20 protein-coding genes, 1 other RNA gene and 1 pseudogene are annotated in these 23,579 nt (G+C 61.0%); 17 read left to right on the top strand and 5 right to left on the bottom strand.

The genetic code is table 11. The features are described 5' to 3' along the window. The coding region (locus P3T25_RS38405; protein ID WP_429362358.1) for a YadA-like family protein at positions 1–2,699 on the top strand (2,699 nt) is incomplete at its 5' end. A 171-nt stretch (positions 2,700–2,870) separates the two neighbouring features. Here P3T25_RS38405 and P3T25_RS38410 read toward each other — a convergent pair. Next, positions 2,871–3,054 (bottom strand): annotated as a pseudogene (locus P3T25_RS38410) (IS5/IS1182 family transposase); the annotation flags it as partial. A 400-nt stretch (positions 3,055–3,454) separates the two neighbouring features. Here P3T25_RS38410 and P3T25_RS38415 point away from each other — a divergent pair. Continuing rightward, on the top strand, positions 3,455–4,858 hold the full coding sequence (locus P3T25_RS38415; protein ID WP_429362360.1) for a YadA family autotransporter adhesin: 1,404 nt from the start codon (positions 3,455–3,457) through the stop codon (positions 4,856–4,858). Positions 4,859–4,984: 126 nt separating this feature from the next. Here the strand turns inward: P3T25_RS38415 and P3T25_RS38420 are convergent, their stop codons facing one another. After that, positions 4,985–5,830 (bottom strand): MurR/RpiR family transcriptional regulator, encoded by an 846-nt coding sequence (locus tag P3T25_RS38420; RefSeq protein ID WP_154558089.1) that lies wholly within the window; start codon positions 5,828–5,830, stop codon positions 4,985–4,987. A 291-nt stretch (positions 5,831–6,121) separates the two neighbouring features. Here P3T25_RS38420 and edd point away from each other — a divergent pair, with 291 nt between their 5' ends. The 4 genes from edd to P3T25_RS38440 all read left to right on the top strand — a co-directional run bounded on the left by edd (position 6,122) and on the right by P3T25_RS38440 (position 10,835). After that, entirely contained in the window at positions 6,122–8,038 is a 1,917-nt protein-coding gene (gene edd, locus P3T25_RS38425) for a phosphogluconate dehydratase (RefSeq protein ID WP_429362363.1), read from the top strand. Between the two features lie 2 nt (positions 8,039–8,040). After that, positions 8,041–8,682, top strand: coding sequence for a bifunctional 4-hydroxy-2-oxoglutarate aldolase/2-dehydro-3-deoxy-phosphogluconate aldolase (gene eda / locus P3T25_RS38430; protein WP_429362365.1), 642 nt, complete (start codon positions 8,041–8,043; stop codon positions 8,680–8,682). A gap of 253 nt (positions 8,683–8,935) precedes the next feature. Then, positions 8,936–10,321 carry a GntP family permease gene (locus tag P3T25_RS38435; RefSeq protein WP_154558087.1) on the top strand — a complete coding sequence of 462 codons (1,386 nt, stop codon included), beginning with the start codon at positions 8,936–8,938 and terminating at the stop codon, positions 10,319–10,321. Positions 10,322–10,331: 10 nt separating this feature from the next. After that, complete coding sequence (locus P3T25_RS38440) at positions 10,332–10,835, top strand: gluconokinase (RefSeq protein WP_154558086.1); 504 nt, start codon at positions 10,332–10,334, stop codon at positions 10,833–10,835. Positions 10,836–10,930: 95 nt separating this feature from the next. Here P3T25_RS38440 and purB read toward each other — a convergent pair whose 3' ends face one another. Further along, positions 10,931–12,319 carry an adenylosuccinate lyase gene (purB, locus tag P3T25_RS38445; RefSeq protein ID WP_054034504.1) on the bottom strand — a complete coding sequence of 463 codons (1,389 nt, stop codon included), beginning with the start codon at positions 12,317–12,319 and terminating at the stop codon, positions 10,931–10,933. A gap of 226 nt (positions 12,320–12,545) precedes the next feature. Here purB and P3T25_RS38450 point away from each other — a divergent pair, with 226 nt between their 5' ends. From P3T25_RS38450 to P3T25_RS38475, 6 genes are all read left to right on the top strand, one after another. Continuing rightward, positions 12,546–13,508, top strand: coding sequence for a LysR family transcriptional regulator (locus P3T25_RS38450; RefSeq protein ID WP_429362368.1), 963 nt, complete (start codon positions 12,546–12,548; stop codon positions 13,506–13,508). Between the two features lie 138 nt (positions 13,509–13,646). Beyond that, positions 13,647–14,960, top strand: coding sequence for a Glu/Leu/Phe/Val family dehydrogenase (locus tag P3T25_RS38455; RefSeq protein WP_054034502.1), 1,314 nt, complete (start codon positions 13,647–13,649; stop codon positions 14,958–14,960). A 265-nt stretch (positions 14,961–15,225) separates the two neighbouring features. Then, positions 15,226–16,119, top strand: coding sequence for a glutamate/aspartate ABC transporter substrate-binding protein (locus tag P3T25_RS38460; RefSeq protein ID WP_154558084.1), 894 nt, complete (start codon positions 15,226–15,228; stop codon positions 16,117–16,119). An 82-nt stretch (positions 16,120–16,201) separates the two neighbouring features. Then, positions 16,202–16,942, top strand: a complete 741-nt coding sequence (locus P3T25_RS38465; protein ID WP_154558083.1) for an amino acid ABC transporter permease — start codon at positions 16,202–16,204, stop codon at positions 16,940–16,942. After that, entirely contained in the window at positions 16,942–17,619 is a 678-nt protein-coding gene (gene gltK, locus P3T25_RS38470; RefSeq protein ID WP_154558082.1) for a glutamate/aspartate ABC transporter permease GltK, read from the top strand. The genes P3T25_RS38465 and gltK overlap by 1 nt, the downstream gene beginning before the upstream one ends. Beyond that, positions 17,616–18,341 carry an amino acid ABC transporter ATP-binding protein gene (locus P3T25_RS38475; protein WP_054034498.1) on the top strand — a complete coding sequence of 242 codons (726 nt, stop codon included), beginning with the start codon at positions 17,616–17,618 and terminating at the stop codon, positions 18,339–18,341. The genes gltK and P3T25_RS38475 overlap by 4 nt, the downstream gene beginning before the upstream one ends. 84 nt (positions 18,342–18,425) lie before the next feature. On the opposite strand, the gene P3T25_RS38480 is transcribed toward P3T25_RS38475, so the two are convergent. Next, positions 18,426–19,352 carry a class II glutamine amidotransferase gene (locus P3T25_RS38480; protein ID WP_266258662.1) on the bottom strand — a complete coding sequence of 309 codons (927 nt, stop codon included), beginning with the start codon at positions 19,350–19,352 and terminating at the stop codon, positions 18,426–18,428. A gap of 190 nt (positions 19,353–19,542) precedes the next feature. Here P3T25_RS38480 and pyrC point away from each other — a divergent pair, with 190 nt between their 5' ends. From pyrC to rnpB, 3 genes are all read left to right on the top strand, one after another. Next, positions 19,543–20,631, top strand: a complete 1,089-nt coding sequence (gene pyrC / locus P3T25_RS38485) for a dihydroorotase (RefSeq protein ID WP_429362372.1) — start codon at positions 19,543–19,545, stop codon at positions 20,629–20,631. Between the two features lie 11 nt (positions 20,632–20,642). Then, the gene (locus P3T25_RS38490; RefSeq protein WP_429362373.1) at positions 20,643–21,476 is read left to right on the top strand and encodes a DUF3025 domain-containing protein; all 834 of its coding nucleotides are present in this window, start codon (positions 20,643–20,645) and stop codon (positions 21,474–21,476) included. A 41-nt stretch (positions 21,477–21,517) separates the two neighbouring features. Then, positions 21,518–21,931, top strand: an RNA gene (rnpB, locus tag P3T25_RS38495) — RNase P RNA component class A. Positions 21,932–22,035: 104 nt separating this feature from the next. Here the strand turns inward: rnpB and P3T25_RS38500 are convergent. Then, on the bottom strand, positions 22,036–22,458 hold the full coding sequence (locus P3T25_RS38500) for an OsmC family protein (protein WP_063497318.1): 423 nt from the start codon (positions 22,456–22,458) through the stop codon (positions 22,036–22,038). An 88-nt stretch (positions 22,459–22,546) separates the two neighbouring features. Between P3T25_RS38500 and P3T25_RS38505 the strand changes: the two genes are divergently transcribed. Both P3T25_RS38505 and rplM read left to right on the top strand, forming a co-directional pair. Then, positions 22,547–23,170 carry a hypothetical protein gene (locus P3T25_RS38505; protein WP_429362375.1) on the top strand — a complete coding sequence of 208 codons (624 nt, stop codon included), beginning with the start codon at positions 22,547–22,549 and terminating at the stop codon, positions 23,168–23,170. Beyond that, complete coding sequence (rplM, locus tag P3T25_RS38510; RefSeq protein WP_007180422.1) at positions 23,142–23,570, top strand: 50S ribosomal protein L13; 429 nt, start codon at positions 23,142–23,144, stop codon at positions 23,568–23,570. The genes P3T25_RS38505 and rplM overlap by 29 nt, the downstream gene beginning before the upstream one ends. Positions 23,571–23,579 lie beyond the last annotated feature (9 nt).

Genomic DNA, 23,579 nt, shown 5'->3' on the forward strand with positions numbered 1-23,579 from the left:
ACCGTGTGGTGACGGGCGTGGCAGCAGGCGCGCTGTCGGACTCGAGCAGCGACGCGGTGAATGGCTCGCAGCTGTACAAGACGAACCAGGACGTGACGGCGAACAGTGACGCGATCACGAAGAACACCGATGCGATTGCCCTGAACACTGACGCAATCGCGAAGAACGCTGACGCAATCACCCAGAACACCGATGCGATCACGAAGAACGCCGATGCGATCGATAACGTTGCAAGCTCGGTGAGCGACATCACGAAACAGCTCGACAGCGGCGAAGTGGGCCTGGTGCAGCAGGATCAGATCACGCGCAACCTGACGGTTGGCGCGGCGACGGACGGTCTGCAGATCAGCATGGCCGGCACGGCGGGCAACCGGGTGGTGACGGGTGTGGCAGCAGGCGCGCTGTCGGACTCGAGCAGCGACGCGGTGAACGGCTCACAGCTGTACAAGACGAACCAGGACGTGGCGGCGAACAGCGACGCGATCACCCAGAACACTGACGCGATCACGAAGAACGCTGATGCGATTGCTCTGAACACCGATGCGATCACGAAGAACGCCGATGCGATCGACAACGTTGCAAGCTCGGTGAGTGACATCACGAAGCAGCTCGACAGCGGTGAAGTGGGCCTGGTGCAGCAGGACCAGACCACGCGCAACCTGGCGGTTGGTGCGGCGACGGACGGTCTGCAGATCAGCATGGCCGGCAAGGCGGGCAACCGGGTGGTGACGGGTGTGGCAGCAGGCGCGCTGTCGGACGCGAGCAGCGACGCGGTGAACGGCTCGCAGCTGTACAAGACGAACCAGGACGTGGCAGCGAACAGCGACGCCATCAAGAAAAACAGCGACGCGATTACCCAGAACACTGATGCGATCACGAAGAACGCTGATGCAATCACCCAGAACGCCGATGCGATCACGAAGAACGCTGACGCGATTGACAACGTTGCAAGCTCGGTGAGTGGCATCACGAAGCAGCTCGACAGCGGTGAAGTGGGCCTGGTGCAGCAGGACCAGATTACGCGCAACCTGACGGTTGGTGCGGCGACGGACGGTCTGCAGATCAGCATGGCCGGCACGGCGGGCAACCGGGTGGTGACGGGTGTGGCAGCGGGCGCGCTGTCGGACTCGAGCAGCGACGCGGTGAATGGCTCGCAGCTGTACAAGACGAACCAGGACGTGGCGGCGAACAGCGACGCGATCACGAAGAACGGCGATGCGATCACGAATGTCGACTCGCGAGTGACGAAAGTTGAAGACTCGGTGAGCAATATCACCAACCAGATCAACAACGGCGAACTGGGTCTGGTGCAACAGGACCAGACCTCGCGTGACCTGATGGTTGCGAGCGACAAGGACGGCGCGCACGTCAACTTTGCGGGCACCGCAGGCGCACGTGAACTGATCGGTGTTGCAGCCGGCACGACGAGCAACTCCGCAGTCAACGTTGGTCAGTTGAGCCCGGTTGTTGCGTCGCTCGGTGGCGGTGCGCAGGTCAATGCCGATGGTTCGGTCACCGGCCCGACGTACCACGTGCAGGGCGCTACGCAGACCACGGTGGGCGGCGCACTCGATTCGCTCGATAACGGTCTGTCGACGCTGCAGACGCAGATTAACAACGGCAGTATCGGGATGGTCACGCAAAATCAGACCTCGCGCGACATCCTTGTCGGTGCGGCGACTGACGGCCTGCGGGTCAATATGGCCGGCACAGCGGGCAACCGTGTTGTGACGGGCGTGGCGGCCGGTGCGATCGGTGCGCAGAGCAGCGATGCGGTGAACGGCTCGCAGTTGCATGCAACTGCAGCAAGCACGGCATCGGCACTGGGCGGCGGTTCGACCGTCAATGCGGACGGCACGGTTTCCGCGCCGACCTACAACGTGGGCGGAACGACCGTGAACAACGTGGGTGCGGCAATCACCAACATCGACGACCGTGTGACGCAGAACACGTCTGACATCGATAGCCTGCAGAAGAGTGTTGGCACGATGACCGGCTCGGTGGCGAACGCGGTGTCGTATGACAGCGCGGCACACAACCAGGTGACGTTGGGCGGTTCGGCCAGCGCGCCGAAGGTGAAGCTGACCAATTTGCAGGACGGTGAACTGTCGGCGACGAGTTCAGACGCGGTGACTGGCGCGCAGTTGTGGAACACCAACCAGCAAGTCGCTAACCTGAACCAGACGGTGCAGAACCAGCAGTCGACCGGCAGCAGCGCGCTGGCGATCGACACATCCGGCGCTCCGGCCGCTACGGCAACCGGCAGCGGAGCGATCGCGATGGGTGGTGGCGCTCAGGCAAATGGAGACAACTCGGTGGCACTCGGCGCAGGCTCGGTGGCTGATCAGGCGAACACCGTATCGGTGGGTTCGCCTGGCAATGAGCGCCGTATCACGAACGTCGCTGACGGCCAGGGCCCGACGGACGCCGTGAACATGCGTCAGTTCCAGCAGGGTATGGGCTCGGTCGCGCGTAACGCTTATAGCGGTGTTGCAGCCGCTACCGCGTTGACGATGATTCCGGAAGTTGATCCGGGCAAGACGCTGGCAGTCGGCATTGCCGGCGGCAGCTACAAGGGCTATCAGGCCGTGGCACTGGGCGCGTCGGCGCGTATTACAGCGAACCTGAAAGTCAAGGTCGGTGCGGGGATCAGCGCGGCGGATACGACCTACGGTGCAGGTGCGTCGTACCAGTGGTAAGCGTTGGGTGATGGTCGCGAAAAGCGCTGCGGTTTGGGTGCTTTTCGTGAACCGGTCTAGGTAGGTAGTAAGAAGGCGGGCTCTCGTTGTCGGGGAGCCCGTTTTTTTTTGCGCCTCTGCACATCGGTGCCTGCCAAGGGCGTTTGCATCGCGCGCCGCTCGCAGGGTGATCAGCCGCGGACGTCCTGCCTCGCTCTGGCCCGCGCCCGCTAGCGCCGGTGTCGTGCCGAACGGATCAACGCCTTCACTGACCCGGCCTTCGGGAGCGCGCCGCGCGGGCAAGGGGCTAGCGTCGCTTCGATGCCCACGGCATCCGTCTCGCCAGCACAGCCAGCGGATGACGAAGATCAATCATCGCGTCCAGCCGGCTACGGAAAAATCGTCGGTGCTCGTGACAGCGAACTCAAACTCCCAGAAAGAAAATCAGGTCCATTTTATTTCCGCGAGTTCGCCCCCTCGTTCCAGGCAGACCTTTAACAGTCCTGTGATCCGCCTCTTCTGAAGGGCCGACTATTGAGTGACGTTTTTCTTATGCGCTCTTACTCCAGTCAATCCAATTTAAGAATGCTCCGATTTGAAGTCTGACATACAAATCTTACTCTGCTGTCAGATCGGGTGGAATGACGAAATGGTCCATGAATTTCCATAGCGGTGACCACGTTTCGATCCCCCGTTACTGGTTGGTGTGTTCGGAAATCCTGCAACACGCCATTTTCTAATGCAGAACCGGATATGCTGTCCGGAGGGATAAATTCATGAGTAAGTCGCGTAAAAACGTATCGAATAAGGCAACGGGCGCCCAAGTGGCGGTATCCGAGTCGACCCGGCCATCTGGGGAAAAGTCGCGCAAAGTTGGCGGATCTACGCGTGCAGCTTCAACCGTCTCCAGGCTAGTCGGCGCAGGCGCCGCAGCGGCTTTCCTTTCTGGAGGCGCGTTTGCGGCCGAGGTATGCGCGACGGGCGGCGGTGGAAAAGACCCGGTGTCGTTCGGAGGAGGAGCAACGGTGGCGGTTGTCAGCGGTTGTGCCAACAACGCCTATCTTCCCGCAGGTCACGATATTGCGGAGCTCGAGGCGGGCGGGTCGGTGGTTTACGCCGACGGCACGGCGAATACGGTTAACTTCCGCGCAGGCTCTAATGGGCAGATCGTTTCGATCAATTCGGACGGTGTTATCCAGAACGTCGGGGCAGGTGCCGTGAATAGCACGAGTAAGGATGCGGTGAACGGCTCGGAGCTGTATGCGAACGCTGCCAGCACAGCAGCGGCACTCGGCGGTGGCGCGAAGGTCGCTGAAGACGGCACGATTTCGGCGCCAACATATAGTGTCGATGGCAAGACCGTGAACAACGTCGGCGACGCGATCTCGAACCTCGACGGTCGCGTGGCAAAGAATACGACGGACATCGAAAAGAACACGACGGAAATCGAAAAGAACACAGCGGACATCGCGGACTTGAACAACACGGTTGTCAAGTACGACTCCTTGGAACATGATCGGGTGACGCTGGGCGGTTCGGCTAACGCGCAGGCGGTGAAACTGAGCAATCTGCAGGACGGCGAATTGTCGGCGACCAGCACTGACGCGGTGACCGGCGCCCAGTTGTCGAGTACCAATCAGAACCTGGCCGATCTGACTCAATCGGTAAAGTCGGCCATGTCGGTAAACACGGCGGGCCTGCCTGCGCCCACATCGTCGGGCACCAATGCAGTCGCGTTCGGCGGTGGAGCGCAAGCAAGCGGCGATAATTCGGTGGCCATCGGTGCGGGGTCGGTGGCCGATCAGGCGAACACGTTCTCTGTGGGTTCGCAAGGCAACGAGCGCCGTATCATGAACGTGGCGAATGGTACGCAAGGGACCGACGCGGTGAACGTGAACCAGTTGAACGAGGCGAAGACGCAGGCGAAGAACTACACCGACAAAATCGCGAAGAACGCGTATGCCGGCGTAGCTGCGGCGATGGCCATGCCCAACATGACGCCCTCAGGTCCCGGCAAGACGGTCGTTGCGGCGGGTGGTGGCACGTACAAGGGCGCATCGGCAGGAGCGGTGGGCGTCACCTATCGTTCGCAAACGGGCCACTGGCTCGCGAACGGTGCGGTCTCCGTGACGTCGACGGGCGATGCGGGCGCGCGCGCTCAGGTTGGCTACGAGTTCTGATCGACGGTTTTCGATAGCGTACGGTAGTTGAACGGAAATCCCCGGTAGCCGGAAGGCTGGCGGGGATTTTTGCTGTTCGCCCAGCATGGACGCACTCTTATCGCCATGATCTCGTTGCTTTTATCGTTATGAGCGTGGATCGATCCTTCGGCGGTTGATCACTTCCTTCGCCTGCGCCAGCTTCTCAACCAGTTCCGGTCCGCGGCTCAACGCCACCCCCACCGCCAGAATGTCGCCGATCGCCAGATGCGACACGCGCGAGGTCATCGGCGAAAAAATATCCGTGTCTTCATCGACGTTGGCAAACAGCCCTACCGTCGCGAGCCGCGCGAGCGGCGAATTACCGTGTGTGATCGCGATTACCTTCGCGCCGCTTGCCAACGCCGATTTCGCCGCGTCAACGATATCGCGCGTACGTCCGGTATTCGAAATCGCCACGACCACATCGCCCTCACCCAGCAGCGTTGCCGACATCAGAAACGTATGCGGATCCGAATACGCGACGCTCGGCATACCCAAGCGAAAAAACTTGTGTTGCACATCCAGCGCAGCAATGCCCGAGCCTCCCGCGCCGTAAAACTCGATGCGCCGCGCCTGCGCCAGCAGCGCGATCGCCGCGGCCACGCTGTCCGATGACAGATTGTTGCGCACCTGGATCAGCGCACCAATGGTCCGGTCGAGTACCTTCGCGGCGACACCCGGCGTCGGCTCGTCCGGCCGCACGTCGCGATAGACGACGGGCACTTCCGCGGCGATGCCTTGCGCCAGCCGGATCTTGAACTCGCGAAAGCCCGAAAACCCTAGCGCGTGACAAAACCGCGCGATGGTCGGCTGGCTGACACCGGCGCGCGCGGCCACCTCGGTCATTGAGAGATCGAGCACCTCGCGCGGCGCTTCGATCACGTAGTCGGCCAGCTTGCGTTCGGACGGACGCAACTGGTCGCGCATCTCTTCCACCTGGGACAGCATCATCGGAAAACTCGCACTATGCTGAAGAATGCGTGGACTATATCTGATTGCAGGAAAAGGTACAAAAACTACATATCGGGCAGTAGGTATATTCCCTAGGTTTTGCCCTATACGTGGCCAAGGTAAAGCCAATAAGGCGTTCAGGCTATTCAATAATGTCGCGGTGCAACAGGAGTCGTGATTGCGATCGTGTAGTTTTTCTACTAACATTGCGACGTCGACTGTTTCGACATCCCCGCGATACCTGCCTGGCATAGTGCGCCTACGCCTCACGCCAGCGACGAAGGAGCTCCGATGGTTTCCCCGCATTCGCAATTGTTGAAGGTCACGCAACGCGTGGTCGAGCGCAGCAAGCCCACTCGCGAGGCGTATCTGGCCCGTATCGAGCACGCCCAGGGCAAATTCCCTGCACGCGGCGCGCTCTCGTGCGCCAATCTGGCTCACGGCTTTGCTGGTCTTGAAGGCCACGACAAGCTCGTCATCAAGCAGATTCGCCAGCCGAACATCGGCATCGTGTCCTCGTACAACGAGATGCTGTCCGCGCACGCGCCGTACAAAAACTACCCGGACATCATCAAGGAAGCCGCGCGTGAAAACGGCGGCGTCGCGCAATTCGCGGGCGGCGTGCCGGCCATGTGCGACGGCGTCACGCAAGGCAATGCGGGTATGGAACTGTCGCTGTTCTCGCGCGAAGTCATTGCGATGAGCACCGCAGTCGCCCTCACGCACAACATGTTCGACGCGGCGCTGTGCCTCGGCATCTGCGACAAGATCGTGCCGGGCCTGCTGATCGGCGCGCTGCAATTCGGCCATCTGCCGACGATTTTCGTGCCGGCCGGCCCGATGGGCAGCGGCCTGTCAAACGACGACAAAGCCAAGACGCGTCAGCTTTTCGCCACTGGCCAGTGCGGCCGCGACGCGCTGCTCGAAGCAGAAGCCGCCGCGTATCACAGCCACGGCACCTGCACGTTCTACGGCACGGCAAACAGCAACCAGATGCTGATGGAAGTGATGGGCCTGCATCTGCCGAGTTCGGCGTTTGTGCACCCGCATACGCCGCTGCGCGACGCATTGACCGCGCAAGCCGCGCGCCGCGTGCTCGACTTGACGGTGGATCGCGGCAACTACATGCCGATCGGCCACGTGGTCGACGAAAAAGCGATCGTCAACGGCATCGTCGCGCTGCTGGCGACGGGCGGTTCAACCAATCACACGCTGCACCTCGTCGCGATCGCGCGCGCGTCGGGCATCGTGATCGATTGGGACGACTTCGACACGCTGTCGCAAGCCGTGCCGCTGCTCGCCAAGATTTACCCGAACGGAAAGGCCGATGTGAACCACTTCCACGCTGCGGGCGGCGTCGCGTTCCTCGTCCGCAATCTGCTGGAAGGCGGCTTGCTGCACGAAGACGTGAACACCGTCGCGGGCAAGGGTCTCCATCACTACACTGAAGAACCGAAGCTGCTCGACGGCAAGCTGCAATGGGTGCCGGGCACGGAAAAGAGCGAAGACACGGCGGTGCTGCGCGGCATCAATGAACCGTTCCAGCCGGACGGCGGCTTGCGCCTGATGCACGGCAAACTCGGCCGCGGCGTGATCAAGATTTCGGCAGTCGCAGCGCAACATCGCAAGGTGAAGGCGCCGGCCATCGTGTTCGATTCACAGGAAGCCGTGCAGGCCGCGTTCGACAACGGCGAACTCAAGCGTGATTTCATCGCCGTGGTGCGCTTCCAGGGCGCGCGTGCAAACGGCATGCCCGAACTGCACCGTTTGACGCCGTTGCTCGGTGTGTTGCAGGATCAAGGTTTCCACGTTGCACTGGTCACCGACGGTCGCATGTCCGGCGCGTCGGGCAAAGTGCCGGCGGTGATTCACCTGTCGCCGGAGGCCTTGCTGCAAGGCCCGATCGGCAAAGTCCGCACGGGCGACATGCTGGTGATCGATGCAGACGCAGGCGTGCTCGACATTGAAATCGATGCAGCCGAATGGGCCGCGCGGCCGGAAGCGTTGCCGCAGCATCAGGCGGAAAACGAAGTCGGCTTCGGCCGTGAACTGTTCGGCGTGTTCCGTGCGGCGGCAGCACCGGCGGAGCAGGGCGCCTCCGTGTTCGGTCCGATGGTGGGCGAACGCGGCGCGCAGCACGGTGAACACAAGAAAGCACACACAAGCACCACTCAAGCCAGCCACGAGCTGCAGAAACAAGGAGTCTGACTATGACGGCGAAAACAGTAAGCGATATCGTGCGCCTCGGCCCGGTGATTCCGGTGCTAGCGTTCGACTCGGTCGAACAGGGCGAGAACGTGTCGCGTGCGCTGCATGCGGGCGGCGTGAAGGTGCTCGAAATCACGCTGCGCACGGCTGCGGGACTCGGAGCGATCGAACGCGCGAGCCAACTGGCCGAAGACATCGTGGTCGGGGTCGGCACGATCACGAAGCCCGAGCATTGTTTTCGGGCGAAGAAAGCGGGCGCGCAATTCGGCGTGTCGCCAGGTCTGACGAAAGACATGCACAAGGCGGCCCAGGACGCGGGTTTGCCGCTGCTGCCGGGTGTCATGACGCCGAGCGACATTATCGCGGCGCTCGAACTCGGCTATGAAATCGTCAAGTTCTTCCCTGCACAGCAAGCCGGCGGTATCCCGATGCTGCAGGCGTTTTACGGCCCGTTCCCGACGCTGAAATTCTGCCCGACCGGTGGCATCACGGCCGAAAGCGCCATCAATTTCCTCGCACAACCGAATGTGGTGTGTGTGGGCGGATCGTGGTTGACGCCGAAGGCTGCACTTGCCGCGCAAAACTGGGACGAAGTCACGCGTCTCGCACGTGCCGCCAGCGAGCTGGCCGCGCCTGCACATTGAGTTGAAACGGCGCGTACTTTAGTCCGGTAACCAGGCCCTACACAAAGGAGCCTCGTCGAAACAGCCTGTCAGGCTGTCGCGCCGAGGCTCCTTTGCGATATGCGCGCCGGATTCGCGCGCTTTTAGAGACAACAAACAGTAAAATTCAGCGTCCGCGCGGCTTGCCGGGTTTTCAGGCACCGCTTCAGGTCGCCGTGAGACAGGTGCCAGCCGTGTTCCGCACCGACAATCAATAACGCAAAGGAGGAGCTTCATGGAAGCTGTCCACGGCAGCACGCTGCTGGTCTTCGCGGTGATCGCCATCGCACTTCTGATCCTGCTGATCACCCGCTACAAGGTTTACCCGTTCCTCGTCCTGATCATCGTTTCGCTGCTGCTGGGTCTTGTATCCGGCATGCCGATCGGCACGATCGTCAAATCGTTCGAAACCGGCAACGGCAATACGCTCGGCCACATCGCGGTCGTGGTCGGCCTCGGCACCATGCTCGGCAAGATGATGGCCGAATCGGGCGGCGCGGAGCGCGTTGCCACCACGCTGATCGAATGGTTCGGTGAGAAGAACATTCACTGGGCGATGATGGTCGTAGCGATCATCGTCGGCTTGCCGGTGTTTTTCGAAGTCGGTTTCGTGCTGCTGATTCCGATCGCGTTCAACGTCGCCAAACGTACCAACAAGTCGTTGCTGCTGGTCGGCTTGCCGATGGTCGCGGGTCTGTCCGTCGTGCACGGTCTGATTCCGCCGCACCCGGCCGCGATGCTCGCGGTGCAGGCGTATCACGCCGACATCGGCAAGACGATTGCGTACGGTCTGATCGTGGGCGTGCCGACGGCGATCGTCGCCGGCCCGCTGTTCGCGCTGCTGATCAGCCGTTACATCAAGCTGCCGGAGAACAATCCGCTCGCCGCGCAATTCCTCGGCCATGGTGACGACGCGCAAAATAACGCGAAGAGCGCGGCGCCGAAGCGCGAATTGCCGAGCTTCGGTGTCACGTTGTTCACGATCCTCTTGCCGGTGATTCTGATGCTGATCGGTAGCTGGGCCGACCTCGTCTCCACGCCGAAGACCTTGCCGAACGATCTGCTGCACTTCGTGGGCAATTCGGACGTAGCATTGTTGATCGCCGTGCTGGTCAGTTTCTGGACCTTCGGCGCGAGCCGCGGCTTCAGTCGTGAACAGATCCAGAAGTTCTGTGGCGAATGTCTCGCGCCGATCGCGGGCATCACGCTGATCGTCGGCGCGGGCGGTGGTTTTGGGCGCGTGTTGATGGATAGCGGTATTTCGAAGGAAATCGTCACCGTCGCGACGGCCATGCATCTGTCGCCGCTGCTGTTCGGCTGGTTGGTGGCCGCGCTGATTCGTCTGGCCACGGGTTCGGCGACGGTCGCCATGACGACCGCTTGCGGCATCGTCGCACCGATCACAGCGGCCAGCGGCGTGCAGGTCACGCCGGAATTGCTGGTGCTCGCCACCGGTTCGGGTTCGCTGATTTTCTCGCACGTCAACGACGGCGGTTTCTGGCTGATCAAGGAATACTTCGGTATGACGGTGGGGCAGACCTTCAAGACATGGTCGCTCCTCGAAACCATCATTTCGCTGATGGGCTTGGGTTTGACTTTCGCGCTCGCGACGGTCGTGTAAGGAGTTTTTGATGATTTTGATCGCAATGGGCGTGTCGGGCGCCGGCAAGACGAAGATTGGCGAAATGCTGGCGGAACGCCTGCATTGCGCGTTCACCGACGGCGACGCGTTTCACAGCGCCGCCAACAAGGAGAAGATGCACCACGGCATTCCGCTTACGGACGAAGACCGTTGGCCGTGGTTGCAAACCATCCGTGCGGCGATCGAGGAAAAGCAGAGGGCGGGCGAGAAGGCGGTGTTCACGTGTTCGTCGCTGAAGCGCTCGTACCGCGATGTTCTGCGCGGCGGTAGCAGCGGTGATAAGGACGTGTGCTTCGTCTATCTGAAGGGTTCGTTCGAGGTGCTGCGCGGGCGGTTGACCACGCGCACCGGTCACTTCTTCGATCCGTCGCTGTTGCAAAGCCAGCTCGATACGCTCGAAGAACCGGGCCCGGATGAGGCGATCACAGTGAGCATCGAGTTGTCGCCGGAAGAGATCGTCGAAGAGGTGTTGAAGCAGATGACCTCGCGCTGAGGCTTTAGGCTCACTGACGTTGCAGGATGAAAAAAAGGCGCTCACGTTTGTGAGCGCCTTTTTTATGGTCGAAGCTGCGAGGTAATGACTCGGCCTTAAGCGATCCGCTTCGCCAGTTCGACTGCCTTGCCGATATACGAACCCGGCGTCATCGCGAGCAAACGATCCTTCGCATCTTGCGGAATCGCGAGACCGGTCACGAACGTTTGCAGCGCTTCACGCGTGATGCCCTTGCCGCGCGTCAGTTCCTTCAACTGCTCGTACGGGTTCTCGATGCCGTAACGGCGCATCACCGTTTGCACCGGCTCGGCCAGCACTTCCCAGCAGTTGTCGAGGTCTTCGTTCAGACGCTGTGCATTCACTTCGAGCTTGTCCAGACCGCGGATCAGCGAGTCGTACGCGAGCAGCGAGTAGCCGAACGCAACGCCCATATTGCGCAGCACCGTCGAGTCGGTCAGGTCGCGCTGCCAGCGCGAAATCGGCAGCTTGTCGGCGAGGTGGCGCAGGGTGGCGTTGGCGAGACCCAGATTGCCTTCCGAGTTCTCGAAGTCGATCGGATTGACCTTGTGCGGCATCGTCGACGAGCCGATTTCGCCGGCCTTCGTGCGTTGCTTGAAGTAACCGACCGAGATGTAGCCCCACACGTCGCGGTCCAGATCCAGCAGGATCGTGTTGGCGCGCGATACGGCGTCGAACAGTTCGGCCATGTAGTCGTGCGGTTCGATCTGGATCGTGTACGGATTGAACGTGAGCTTCAGGCGCTGTTCGACGACTTCGCGCGAGAACGCTTCCCAGTCGAATTCCGGATATGCGGACAGGTGCGCATTGAAGTTGCCGACCGCGCCGTTCATCTTGCCCAGCAGTTCGACCTTGGCGATACGATCGATCGCGCGTTCCAGACGTGCGGCGACGTTGGCGATTTCCTTGCCGAGCGTGGTCGGGCTGGCCGGCTGGCCGTGCGTGCGCGACAGCATCGGCTGTTCGGCTTGCGCGTGAGCCAGCGCAACGAGGCGCTGATGCACCGAGCGCAGTGCCGGCAGAATCACGTGTTCACGTGCGCCGGCGAGCATCAGGCCGTGCGAGGTGTTGTTGATGTCTTCTGAGGTGCACGCGAAGTGAATGAACTCGCTCGCGCGTTCCAGTTCTTCCTGACCCTTGACCGATTCCTTCAGCCAGTACTCGACCGCTTTCACGTCGTGATTCGTCACACGTTCGATATCCTTGATGCGCGCGGCGTCGTGCGCGGTGAAGCGCTCGGCCAGTTGCAGCAGGAATTGTTCGGCGGCTTCGGAAAAGCGCGGCACTTCGGCGAAACCGGCGTGCGAGAGCGCGATCAGCCAGTGAATTTCAACCGTCACGCGATTGCGCATGAAAGCGGCTTCCGAAAGCCAGTCGCGCAGGGCTTCGGTCTTCGAGGCGTAACGGCCGTCGAGCGGGGAGAGCGCGTTCAGCGCGAACAGGGTGTCGGGGCGGGTGTCGGACATGTTGGGGGCGTGAGCGCTCAGAAGGCGGATCGGGAACGGAGGGAACCGCGAATTTTACCACTGTGCGGCGTGCTGGCCGAAGTTGGGGCGATCGCCTTGTGAACCGGGCCGGCACGCCATGGCGGCGTCCGTCTGCCGTTACCCGGATGTGGTCCCGGCGGAACCTGCGCGCGAGCCGCGCCGCTAGAATGCTGACTTCCTCCCTCCCGCTGGAAGCAGGCCTCGCATGGAACTGAAATGGCTCGAAGACTTCGTTTCGCTGGCGGAAACGCGTAGTTTCAGCCGCTCGGCCGAATCTCGTCACGTCACGCAGCCAGCGTTTTCGCGGCGGATTCAGGCGCTGGAAGCGTGGCTGGGCACGGAACTGATCGATCGTTCGGTTTACCCGACGCGGCTGACGGCAGCAGGCCAGGTGTTCTACGAGCAGGCGCTCGCGATGCTGTCGCAGTTCCACGAGGCGCGTGCCCTGCTGCGCGGGCACACGGCGACGCCGCAGGCCACCATCGAGTTCGCGGTACCGCACACGCTGTCGCTCACGTACTTCCCGCGCTGGCTGCAGCGCATCGAAGCGCAAATGGGTCCGATCCATACCCGGCTGCGGGCGTTGAACGTGCACGATGCGGCTCTGGCGCTGGTGGAAGGCGGCTGCGATCTGATGATGGCCTATCACCATCCGAGCCATCCAATCGCGCTCGATCCGGCGCGCTACGACATGCTCGTGCTCGGCAACGAGCCGATCAGCCCGTTCTCGGCGCCGGGCCGCGCCGGACGCCCCCGGCACACGTTGCCGGGCACCCCGGAGGCGCCTACGCCCTATCTGTCCTACACACCGAACGCGTACCTGGGCCGCATGACCGAGGTGATCCTCGCCAACGCGCCGGAGCGTCTGTATCTCGACCGGTTGTACGAAACCGACATGGCCGAGGGGCTCAAGGCGATGGCGCTGGCCGGCCACGGCATCGCCTTCCTGCCGCACAGCGCGGTGGAAGACGCGATTGCGGACGGCAAGCTGATCCGCCTCGATCGCGCAACGCGTGGCACACCCGAGGGGCAGCTCACGCTGACCATGGAGATTCGCCTCTATCGCGACAAGCTGGCCGCGAAAGGCGACGACGCGCGGCAGATACTCGTGCGGCAGTTGTGGGACGTGGTATCGGAGGAGTTGGCGCAAGGCGCAGGCGCTGCCTGAAAACCTGCGTCCCCACGACGCGAATTTGCAGCTTCTTAACGGTTATGCAAAAAAAACATAATCGGATAATGAAACGGCATTGGATTTCAAAACGGCGTTTTTCGACAATGCTGTCACTCGATCAACGCCGGAGCGTTCATGTCATCCCAGCAACAAGCAGCACAATCCGCGTCAACGTTGCAGTCTGTTCCTTCCTACCTGAATAAAGACGACCTCGGCCCGTGGGGCAACTACCTGCGTCAGGTCGACCGCGTCGCGCCGTACCTCGGCTCGCTGTCCCGCTGGCTCGAAACCCTGAAGCGCCCGAAGCGCATTCTGATCGTCGATGTGCCTATCGAACTCGATAACGGCACGGTCGCGCACTTCGAAGGCTATCGCGTGCAGCACAACGTGTCGCGCGGTCCGGGTAAGGGCGGCGTGCGTTATCACCAGGACGTGACGCTTTCGGAAGTGATGGCGCTGTCGGCGTGGATGTCGGTGAAGAATGCTGCTGTGAACGTGCCGTACGGCGGTGCGAAGGGTGGTATCCGTGTCGATCCGCGTACGCTGTCGCGTGGCGAGTTGGAGCGCGTGACGCGCCGCTACACAAGTGAAATCGGCATCATCATCGGACCGAATACCGACATCCCCGCGCCGGACGTGAACACGAACGAGCAGATTATGGCGTGGATGATGGACACGTACTCGATGAACCAGGGCCAAACGGCTACGGGCGTCGTGACGGGCAAGCCGATCGCGCTGGGTGGTTCGCTGGGCCGCCGTGAAGCGACGGGCCGTGGCGTGTTCGTGGTGGCTTCCGAAGCTGCACGCCGTATCGGTGTGGATATCGAAGGCGCACGGATTGCCGTTCAAGGTTTCGGCAACGTGGGCGGTATCGCCGCACGTCTGTTCCAGGAAGCGGGCTCGAAGCTGGTCGCAGTGCAGGATCACACCGGCTCGCTGTACAAGTCGACTGGTATCGATGCTGTTGCGCTGGCGGATTACGTGGCGAAGAACGGCGGCGTGGGCGGTTTCCCGGAAGCCGATGCAGTCACGAACGAAGAATTCTGGACGGTCGAATCGGACATCCTGATTCCGGCCGCGCTGGAAAACCAGATCACCGAAAAGAACGCCGGCAAGATCAAGACGAAGATCGTCGTGGAAGGCGCCAACGGCCCGACCACCACGGCAGCGGACGACATTTTGCACGACCGTGGCATTCTCGTGATTCCGGACGTCGTGGCCAACGCCGGCGGCGTGACGGTGTCGTACTTCGAGTGGGTGCAGGACTTCTCGAGCTTCTTCTGGACGGAAGACGAGATCAACCAGCGTCTCGAGCGCGTAATGCGTGAAGCATTTGCCGCAGTGTGGCAAGTGTCGAGCGAACAGAAGGTCTCCGTGCGGACCGCGGCGTTTATCGTCGCGTGTAAGCGGATACTGGAAGCGCGCGAATTGCGCGGCCTGTATCCCTGATCGGTTGGCATGACACGGCGGCCCGCCACCTCGCGGGCCGCTGCGAATCCTTGCTTTGACGTGGTCCACAAGACCGCGTGTTTCACCCGGCGGGCGGCATCCTATCGATGCCGCCCGCCTTTGCGTGTCCGCCGCGTTTGAATTGACGGGTTAAGCTGCTGTAATCCCGCCGCGGCGCGCGTGCGCAACAAACATGGTTTATAGCCATACTTTCAGAATAATTACTTTGCTAAACTGGCGCCGGTTCTTGCCAAGGAGATCACAAATGAAGGTTAAAAAAGCTGCGCTGCTGCTCGCGACTCTCGGACTGTTTACGGTTGGCGCGCATGCGCAAGACGCTGGTACGCTGAAAAAGATCAAGGACACGGGCGTCATTTCGCTGGGTCACCGCGAATCGTCGATCCCGTTTTCGTATTACGACGACAAGCAGAATGTCATCGGCTACTCGCAGGAATTCGCGCTGAAGGTGGTGGATGCGGTCAAGGCAAAGCTGAATATGCCTAACCTGAAGGTCAAGCTCACCCCGGTCACGTCGCAGAACCGTATTCCGTTGGTGCAAAACGGCACCGTCGACATGGAATGCGGCTCCACCACGAATAACACCGAGCGCCAGCAACAGGCTGCGTTCTCGAACACGATCTTCGTGATCGGCACGCGCCTGATGACCAAGAAAGACTCCGGCATCAAGGACTTCGCTGACCTGAAGGGCAAGACGGTCGTCACGACCGCCGGCACCACCTCTGAGCGCCTGCTTCGCAAGATGAATCAGGACAAGAGCATGGGCATGAACATCATCAGCGCGAAAGACCACGGCGAGTCGTTCCTGACGCTTTCCACCGGCCGTGCTGCCGCGTTCATGATGGACGACGCGCTGCTGGCAGGCGAACGCGCCAAGTCGAACAACCCGGGCGATTTCGTGATTGTCGGCACGCCGCAATCGCATGAAGCGTACGGCTGCATGATTCGCAAGAACGATCCGGAATTCAAGAAGGTCGTCGACGACGCGATCGCGAAGGTCGAAACCTCGGGCGAAGCCGATCAGATCTACAAGAAGTGGTTCGAATCGCCGATTCCGCCGAAGGGCCTGAACCTGGCTTTCCCGGAAAGCGATGACATCAAGGCGCTCTACAAGAGCCCGAATGACAAGGCAATCGATTAAACCTTAGCTGTTTTTTTGAAACGCTGAACGAAACGGAAGGGGCCACGCGCTTCTTCCGTTTCTTTTTGCTGGAGTCTTGGTCATGTCATATCACTGGAACTGGGGCATTCTGCTGAGTCCGGTCTCCACCGGCGAGCCGACCACCTATCTGGGCTGGCTGCTGTCCGGCTTCTGGGTGACGATTACCGTGTCGCTGTCGGCATGGGTGATCGCGCTGATCGTCGGTTCGTTGTTCGGTGTGCTGCGCACGGTGCCGAACAAATGGGCGTCGGGTATCGGCACGCTCTATGTCGCGATCTTCCGCAACATCCCGCTGATCGTGCAGTTCTTTATCTGGTATCTGGTGATACCGGAGTTGCTGCCCGTGTCGATGGGGAACTGGTACAAGCAACTGCCGCCGAGCGCGCAGTTCTTCTCATCGTCTATTTTGTGCCTCGGGCTCTTTACCGCCGCGCGCGTGTGCGAGCAGGTGCGCTCGGGTATCAACGCATTGCCGCGCGGTCAGCGCGCCGCGGGTCTGGCAATGGGTTTTACGCAATGGCAGACGTATCGCTACGTGCTGTTGCCGGTTGCGTACCGGATCATCGTGCCGCCGCTCACGTCCGAGTTTCTGAACATCTTCAAGAACTCGGCGGTTGCGTCGACCATCGGTCTGCTGGATCTGTCAGCCCAGGCGCGCCAACTGGTCGACTACACGTCGCAGACGTATGAGTCGTTCATCGCGGTCACGCTAGCCTATGTGCTGATCAATCTGGTCGTGATGCAACTGATGCGCTGGGTCGAAGCCAAGACCCGGTTGCCCGGCTATATCGGAGGTAAGTGATGCATCATTTCGACTGGAGCGGTATTCCGGGCGCACTGCCTACTCTGTGGATCGGCGCTATCGTCACCATCAAGATCACGCTGATTGCGATTGTGATCGGCATTGTCTGGGGCACTCTTCTCGCGATCATGCGGCTGTCGCCGATCAAGCCGTTCGAATGGTTCGCCAAGGCCTACGTGACGGTGTTCCGTTCGATCCCGCTGGTGATGGTGCTGCTGTGGTTCTTCCTGATCGTGCCGCAGGTGCTGCAGAACGTGCTGGGTTTGTCGCCGGATATCGACATTCGTCTGGCTTCGGCGATGGTCGCTTTCTCGCTCTTCGAGGCGGCGTACTATTCGGAGATCATCCGCGCCGGCATTCAGGCGGTGCCGCGCGGGCAGGTCAATGCCGCGTTTGCGCTCGGCATGAGCTACCCGCAGGCGATGCGCCTCATCGTGCTGCCGCAGGCGTTCCGCGCGATGGTGCCGCTGCTGCTCACCCAAGGTATCGTGCTGTTTCAGGATACGTCGCTCGTCTACGTGATCAGCCTCGCCGACTTCTTCCGCACCGCCACGAATATTGGCGACCGTGACGGCACGAATGTCGAAATGGTACTGTTCGCGGGCGCGTGTTATTTCGTGATCTGCGTGATCGCGTCGAGCCTCGTCAAAGGTCTTCAGAAAAAGGTCGCAAGATGATCTCTATCAAGAATGTTTCGAAGTGGTACGGCCAGTTTCAAGTGCTGACCGACTGCACGACGGAAGTCAAAAAAGGTGAAGTGGTGGTGGTGTGCGGGCCGTCGGGCTCGGGCAAGTCCACGCTGATCAAAACCGTCAACGGCCTCGAGCCGTTCCAGAAGGGCGAGATCGTCATCAACGGCCAATCGCTGACCGACAAGAAAACCAATCTGTCGAAGCTGCGTGCAAAGGTCGGCATGGTGTTCCAGCACTTCGAGCTGTTCCCGCATCTGTCGATCGTGCAGAACCTGACGCTCGCACAGGTCAAGGTGCTCGGCCGCTCGAAGGACGAAGCCACTACCAAGGGCTACAAGCTGCTCGATCGCGTCGGCCTGCGTGCGCATGCGGACAAGTTTCCGGGGCAACTGTCGGGCGGTCAGCAGCAGCGTGTGGCGATTGCGCGCGCGTTGTCGATGGACCCGATCGCCATGCTGTTCGACGAACCGACTTCCGCGCTCGACCCGGAAATGATCAACGAAGTGCTCGACGTGATGGTCGAGCTCGCGCAAGAAGGCATGACGATGATGTGCGTCACGCACGAAATGGGCTTTGCGAAGAAGGTCGCGCACCGCGTGATCTTCATGGACAAGGGCTTGATCGTGGAAGACGACAAGAAGGAAGACTTCTTCGCGAATCCGAAGTCGGATCGTGCGAAGGATTTTCTGGCGAAGATCCTGCACTGAACGTGTTCTTGGGCCGCGCTGGTTGGTTGGCGTGGCCCGGGCAGAAAAAAAGCCGCCCGGCGCGAACCGGGCGGCTTTTTCGTATCAGGATTCGAAAGCAGCCGTGTCGTCCGCGGCTTCAAGGTCGACCTCAGCCGTGGCAACCGCCTCAACCGAAGCCGCAATCGTAGTCGCCGAAGCCGATGCGTCCAACGCCGGATTGTGCAGCTTCTCCAGCACCGAAGCGGGCACCGGCACATTGACCCGGCCGATCACTTCACCGTGCTGGAACATCAGTAGATCGCCCGGTTTGAAGGCGGTCCACACTTCGTTATCGGTGAGCGGCTTGGTCGCGATCACGGCGACGCGGTCTTCCGGAGTCGTGTATTTGGCGAAATCGATCGACACGTCGGCATCGACCAGATGCGCAGTCGAGAACGGCCAGCGCCGCACGATGTAGTGCAGATGCGTCGAGCAATGCGCGAACAGCGCCTGGCCGTTCGACATCAGGAAATTGAACACGCCAAATTGCGTGATCTCGCGCGTGAGCGTTTCGAGCGCCGCGAACAGTTCTTCCAGCGGCGGTTGGCAGCCCGGAAAAGCCTTGCGCAAACCTTGCAGCAACGCGCAGAAGGCGAGCTCGCTATCGGTTGTGCCGACGGGTTGATAGACGCCGTTGAGCGCCGGCGAATAATCTTTCAGGTCGCCGTTATGCGCGAAGATCCAGTGGCGCCCCCACAGTTCGCGCATGAACGGATGGCAGTTTTCTAGCAGGATGTGCCCTTGCGTCGCTTTGCGAATATGCGCGATCGTGTTCTTCGATTTGATCGGGTAGCGCTTGACCATCTCTGCGATCGGCGAGGTAGCCGACGATTGATGGTCGATGAACAGGCGGCAGGCTTTGTCTTCGAAGAAGGCGATGCCCCAGCCGTCCGCGTGGTGATCGGTGACGCCGCCGCGCGCCGCAAAGCCGGTGAACGAGAACGTGACGTCCGTCGGCGCGGCGCAGTTCATTCCGAGAAGTTGGCACATGTTGCGGGTAAGCCTGTGAACGGGGCAAGCCGTTACAATGATGATTTTCCAAGCATATCACCGAGCCAGAAGCGCCAAATAGCAAAATTGACGTGTGTTTAGGCTCTAGCGCTGCGAATTGCTGTGATTTGTACCGCTTCGAGCATGCCGATTTGCTTTTTTTGCCGCCGAATCTCGTTCCCCTCTCGCCATGACCGCTTCCAACGCCTCCCCCGATTCGATCGACACCATCGACTCCATCGACTCAGTTACGCTCGCCCGCCCGGACGACTGGCACCTGCACGTTCGCGACGGTGAGATGCTCGCTGCCGTGTTGCCGGATACCGCGCGCCAGTTCGGCCGCGCGATCATCATGCCCAACCTGAAGCCGCCAGTCACCACGACCGCAATGGCGCAGGCCTACCGCGAGCGCATTGTCGCCGCGATCCCGGCTGGGGCGAAGTTCGAACCGCTGATGACTCTGTACCTGACCGACAACACGCCGCCCGACGAAATCCGCCGCGCGCGTGAAAGCGGCTTCGTGCACGGCGTGAAGCTTTACCCGGCGGGTGCCACGACCAATTCGGACGCAGGCGTTACCGACATCATGAAGTGCGCGAAAACGCTCGAAGTGATGCAGGAAAGCGGCATGCCGCTGCTGGTGCACGGCGAAGTGACGGATTCGTCGATCGACCTGTTCGACCGCGAGAAAGTGTTCATCGACCGCGTGATGACACCGCTGCGCCGCGCCTTTCCGGCGCTGAAGGTGGTGTTCGAGCACATCACCACGAAAGATGCAGTCGACTACATCCGCGAAGCCGGCGTGGCGCCGCGGCTGCTTGGCGCGACGATCACCGCGCACCATCTGCTGTACAACCGCAACGCGATCTTCCAGGGCGGCATTCGCCCGCATTACTACTGCCTGCCGGTGTTGAAGCGTGAGACGCATCGCGTGGCGCTGGTCGAGGCGGCGACCTCGGGCAATCCGCGCTTCTTCCTCGGCACGGATAGCGCGCCACATCCGAAGGGTTTGAAGGAGCACGCGTGCGGCTGCGCGGGTTGCTACACGGCGCTGCATGCGCTCGAGCTCTACACGGAAGCGTTCGACAAAGCCGGCGCACTGGACAAGCTCGAAGGCTTCGCCAGCTTCTTCGGCGCGGATTTCTACGGTCTGCCGCGCAGCGAAGAGAAAGTCACGTTGCGTCGCGAAGAATGGACGCTGCCGGCCGAGTTGCCGGTCGGCGATACGCCTGTTGTGCCGCTGCGTGGCGGTGAGTCGATTGGCTGGCGCCTCGTCTGAGGTTGCATTAGATGCAGGTGCAAGAAGCGGCGCGCGTAGGCTTCGGTTTCGCCGATATCGACTGGTCGAAACCGTGGTTCGCGCAGTTCGCGGCGCGCGGCGAGCGCTGGCAGCAGGGCGCGCTGACGAGCTACGCGGCCTTGCTCGAGGAAATGAATGCCGATGCCGGCGAGATGCGGCAGGTGACAGGGCGCGGTCAGCGTCTCGCGTTCATTGCGCAGGACGATCTGCCGCCGGGCGCGGCTTACGAGGCGCACATCGCGTCGACGGGCTGCGTGCCGACGCGTCACAACCTGCATGACTTCTTCAACGGGTCGATGTGGTTTGCGTTTCCGCGGATCAAGGCGGCGCTGAACGCGCGGCAGTCGGCGGCGATCGACGTGTTAGGCGTCGGTCCGACCCGCGGCGGCGTGCGCGACACGCTGACCTTATTCGACGAAAACGCACTGCTGTTCGCCTGCGCCGACCCCGCGTTGAGCGAGGCATTGCGCGGGTTCGACTGGCAGACGCTCATGGTTGCGCACCGTGATGTCTGGGGCGCACGCTGCGAAGTGCGCTGTTTCGGTCATGCGTTGCTGGAAAAGCTGATCGCGCCGTTCAAGGCCTGCACGGGCCACGCGTGGATCGTCGACGTGCCGTCCGAGTACTTCGGATGGGACGCCGCAGCGCGCGACGCTTGGCTCGACGAGTCTGTCAGCACGGCACTCCGGAACACCGAGGCATTGACGAGCCGCATGTTTGCGCCGCTGCCCGTACTGGGGATTCCAGGCTGGTGCGCCGAGAACGAATCGCCCGAGTTTTACGAAGACACGTCCGTCTTTCGTACAGGACGACGTTCGCGCTAAAGCCGCACCCTATTCGCCGCAGTGTTAAAATGCGCCCCAGCAAAGCAGGCCAGGCAGTCGCGGCCTCTGCGGTTTCGGCCAAAGAGGGCGAGGAAAGTCCGGACTCCATAGGGCAGGGTGATGGCTAACGGCCATCCGTGGTGACACGCGGAACAGGGCAACAGAAAGCAAACCGCCGATGGCCCGGCGCAAGCCGGGATCAGGTAAGGGTGAAACGGTGCGGTAAGAGCGCACCGCGGCTGCTGCAAGGCAGACCGGCACGGTAACCTCCACCCGGAGCAATTCCAAGTAGGCAGGCTAGCATCTTCGAGATGCAGGACGGGGCCCCCGTCACGTCTGCGGGTAGGAAGCTTGAGCGCGTCAGTAATGGCGCGCCTAGAGGAATGACTGCTACGCGCGTCGTGTTTTCGGACGTGGCGCGTGCACAGAATCCGGCTTATCGGCTTGCTTTGCCACCCAACAAAAAATGCCGGCGTCCGTGTGGACGCCGGCATTTTTATTTGTGCGCACCGGCTAGGCTAAATGCGCGGCTATCCGCGCAGAAGCCGACGCGCCGCGCTCAACCCGCGACGATATCGAACGAGTGCGTGAGTTCAGCAGTCTTCGCGATCATGATCGACGCCGAGCAGTATTTGTCGTGCGACAGATTGATCGCGCGCTCCACGGTAGCCGGGTTCAGATTCTTGCCCGTCACGGTGAAGTGGAAGTGAATCTTGGTGAACACCTTCGGATCTTCGCTGGCGCGTTCGGCCTTCAGCGTCACCGAGCAACCGGCGATTTCCTGGCGGCTTTTCTTCAGGATCATGACGACGTCGTAAGCCGTGCAGCCGCCCGTGCCGAGCAGAACCATTTCCATCGGACGCGGCGCGAGATTGCGGCCGCCGCCTTCCGGCGCGCCATCCATCGTGACCAGATGACCGCTGCCCGTCTCGGCCGCAAATGCCATTCCGTCTTGCCCCATCCAGCTAACTTTGCATTCCATGCTGTGCTCCACCGCGCTTCGCTTATATCGAAAACGCATTGTAGCCCGGTGTTTGCGCGTCCGCCCGAAGGGACTTTCGCTGGAACTTATGCCCGATGACCGCTTGCGTGTTGCGGTGCGGCATGTTTCGGCGATTCGGGAATGCCCTGACGCGTTTAGGGGTTTTACTCTAGATGATGTCTGTGTATGCAAGCTCTTAAAAGGGTTTTTGCCATTGATTTTAAAAGGAATTCAGAATTTTTTGGCCGGTGAGCCCGTCTGCCACATTGTAAAATCGAATTTCACAATGCAAATGTTCTTGCGTCGCACAAGGGCGCCTCATATAATCGATTCCATCGGTTGCAGCAGTTCTGCAACCTCCGCTGTCTCCTCCACCTCCTCCTTTGGTGGATTAAACCCGAACCGCTCGTTCGGGTTTTTTTTCGCCCACGGCTTCGATCTCGCGAACGCCGGATTCGGGGCGAACGGGAAGGGCAAATGGCCATTTCCGGGCGCCGGATCGCCCGATTTCTCGCCCAAACCCCCGCAAGCTTTGACTCCGCGTGACAAATTCCTTTATAATTCAGAGCTTTTCCGCATCCGCGCCCGCGGAGGAAGAACCAGGGAGAGCCTGCACGCGCCTCGATGCGCACACTACAAGCAGGAAAAAATACATTGGGCGCAGCAATTTTTTTGGATCGATCATGAAGACGTTTTCCGCAAAAGCCCATGAGGTTACGCGTGAATGGTACGTGATTGACGCGACGGATAAGGTTCTCGGGCGTGTCGCCAGCGAAGTGGCACACCGTCTTCGCGGCAAGCACAAGCCTGAATTCACTCCGCACGTCGACACCGGTGATTTCATCATCGTTATCAACGCCGGCAAGCTGCGTGTCACGGGCAACAAGGCTACTGACAAGAAGTACTACCGTCACTCGGGTTACCCGGGCGGTATTTATGAAACGACGTTCGGCAAGATGCAAGAACGCTTCCCGGGCCGTGCGCTCGAGAAAGCGGTCAAGGGCATGCTGCCGAAGGGCCCGCTCGGCTACGCGATGATCAAGAAGCTGAAGGTCTACGCTGAAGCAACGCATCCGCATTCGGCACAACAGCCGAAAGCGCTCGAGATCTAAGGGGAGCCC

Origin of the sequence: Paraburkholderia sp. GAS32 (genome assembly GCF_050434225.1) — a bacterium.
GTDB lineage: Bacteria > Pseudomonadota > Gammaproteobacteria > Burkholderiales > Burkholderiaceae > Paraburkholderia > Paraburkholderia madseniana.

Bases quoted from the DNA above. Each gene is read 5' to 3' on its own strand.
- gltK (WP_154558082.1), top strand. From the start codon at position 16,942: ATGCATCATTTCGACTGGAGCGGTATTCCGGGCGCACTGCCTACTCTG.
- P3T25_RS38475 (WP_054034498.1), top strand. From the start codon at position 17,616: ATGATCTCTATCAAGAATGTTTCGAAGTGGTACGGCCAGTTTCAAGTG.
- P3T25_RS38415 (WP_429362360.1), top strand. From the start codon at position 3,455: ATGAGTAAGTCGCGTAAAAACGTATCGAATAAGGCAACGGGCGCCCAA.
- rplM (WP_007180422.1), top strand. From the start codon at position 23,142: ATGAAGACGTTTTCCGCAAAAGCCCATGAGGTTACGCGTGAATGGTAC.
- pyrC (WP_429362372.1), top strand. From the start codon at position 19,543: ATGACCGCTTCCAACGCCTCCCCCGATTCGATCGACACCATCGACTCC.
- eda (WP_429362365.1), top strand. From the start codon at position 8,041: ATGACGGCGAAAACAGTAAGCGATATCGTGCGCCTCGGCCCGGTGATT.
- P3T25_RS38420 (WP_154558089.1), bottom strand. From the start codon at position 5,830: ATGATGCTGTCCCAGGTGGAAGAGATGCGCGACCAGTTGCGTCCGTCC.
- P3T25_RS38490 (WP_429362373.1), top strand. From the start codon at position 20,643: ATGCAGGTGCAAGAAGCGGCGCGCGTAGGCTTCGGTTTCGCCGATATC.
- P3T25_RS38505 (WP_429362375.1), top strand. From the start codon at position 22,547: ATGCCCGATGACCGCTTGCGTGTTGCGGTGCGGCATGTTTCGGCGATT.
- purB (WP_054034504.1), bottom strand. From the start codon at position 12,319: ATGTCCGACACCCGCCCCGACACCCTGTTCGCGCTGAACGCGCTCTCC.
- P3T25_RS38455 (WP_054034502.1), top strand. From the start codon at position 13,647: ATGTCATCCCAGCAACAAGCAGCACAATCCGCGTCAACGTTGCAGTCT.
- edd (WP_429362363.1), top strand. From the start codon at position 6,122: ATGGTTTCCCCGCATTCGCAATTGTTGAAGGTCACGCAACGCGTGGTC.
- P3T25_RS38465 (WP_154558083.1), top strand. From the start codon at position 16,202: ATGTCATATCACTGGAACTGGGGCATTCTGCTGAGTCCGGTCTCCACC.
- P3T25_RS38500 (WP_063497318.1), bottom strand. From the start codon at position 22,458: ATGGAATGCAAAGTTAGCTGGATGGGGCAAGACGGAATGGCATTTGCG.
- P3T25_RS38440 (WP_154558086.1), top strand. From the start codon at position 10,332: ATGATTTTGATCGCAATGGGCGTGTCGGGCGCCGGCAAGACGAAGATT.
- P3T25_RS38450 (WP_429362368.1), top strand. From the start codon at position 12,546: ATGGAACTGAAATGGCTCGAAGACTTCGTTTCGCTGGCGGAAACGCGT.
- P3T25_RS38460 (WP_154558084.1), top strand. From the start codon at position 15,226: ATGAAGGTTAAAAAAGCTGCGCTGCTGCTCGCGACTCTCGGACTGTTT.
- P3T25_RS38435 (WP_154558087.1), top strand. From the start codon at position 8,936: ATGGAAGCTGTCCACGGCAGCACGCTGCTGGTCTTCGCGGTGATCGCC.
- P3T25_RS38480 (WP_266258662.1), bottom strand. From the start codon at position 19,352: ATGTGCCAACTTCTCGGAATGAACTGCGCCGCGCCGACGGACGTCACG.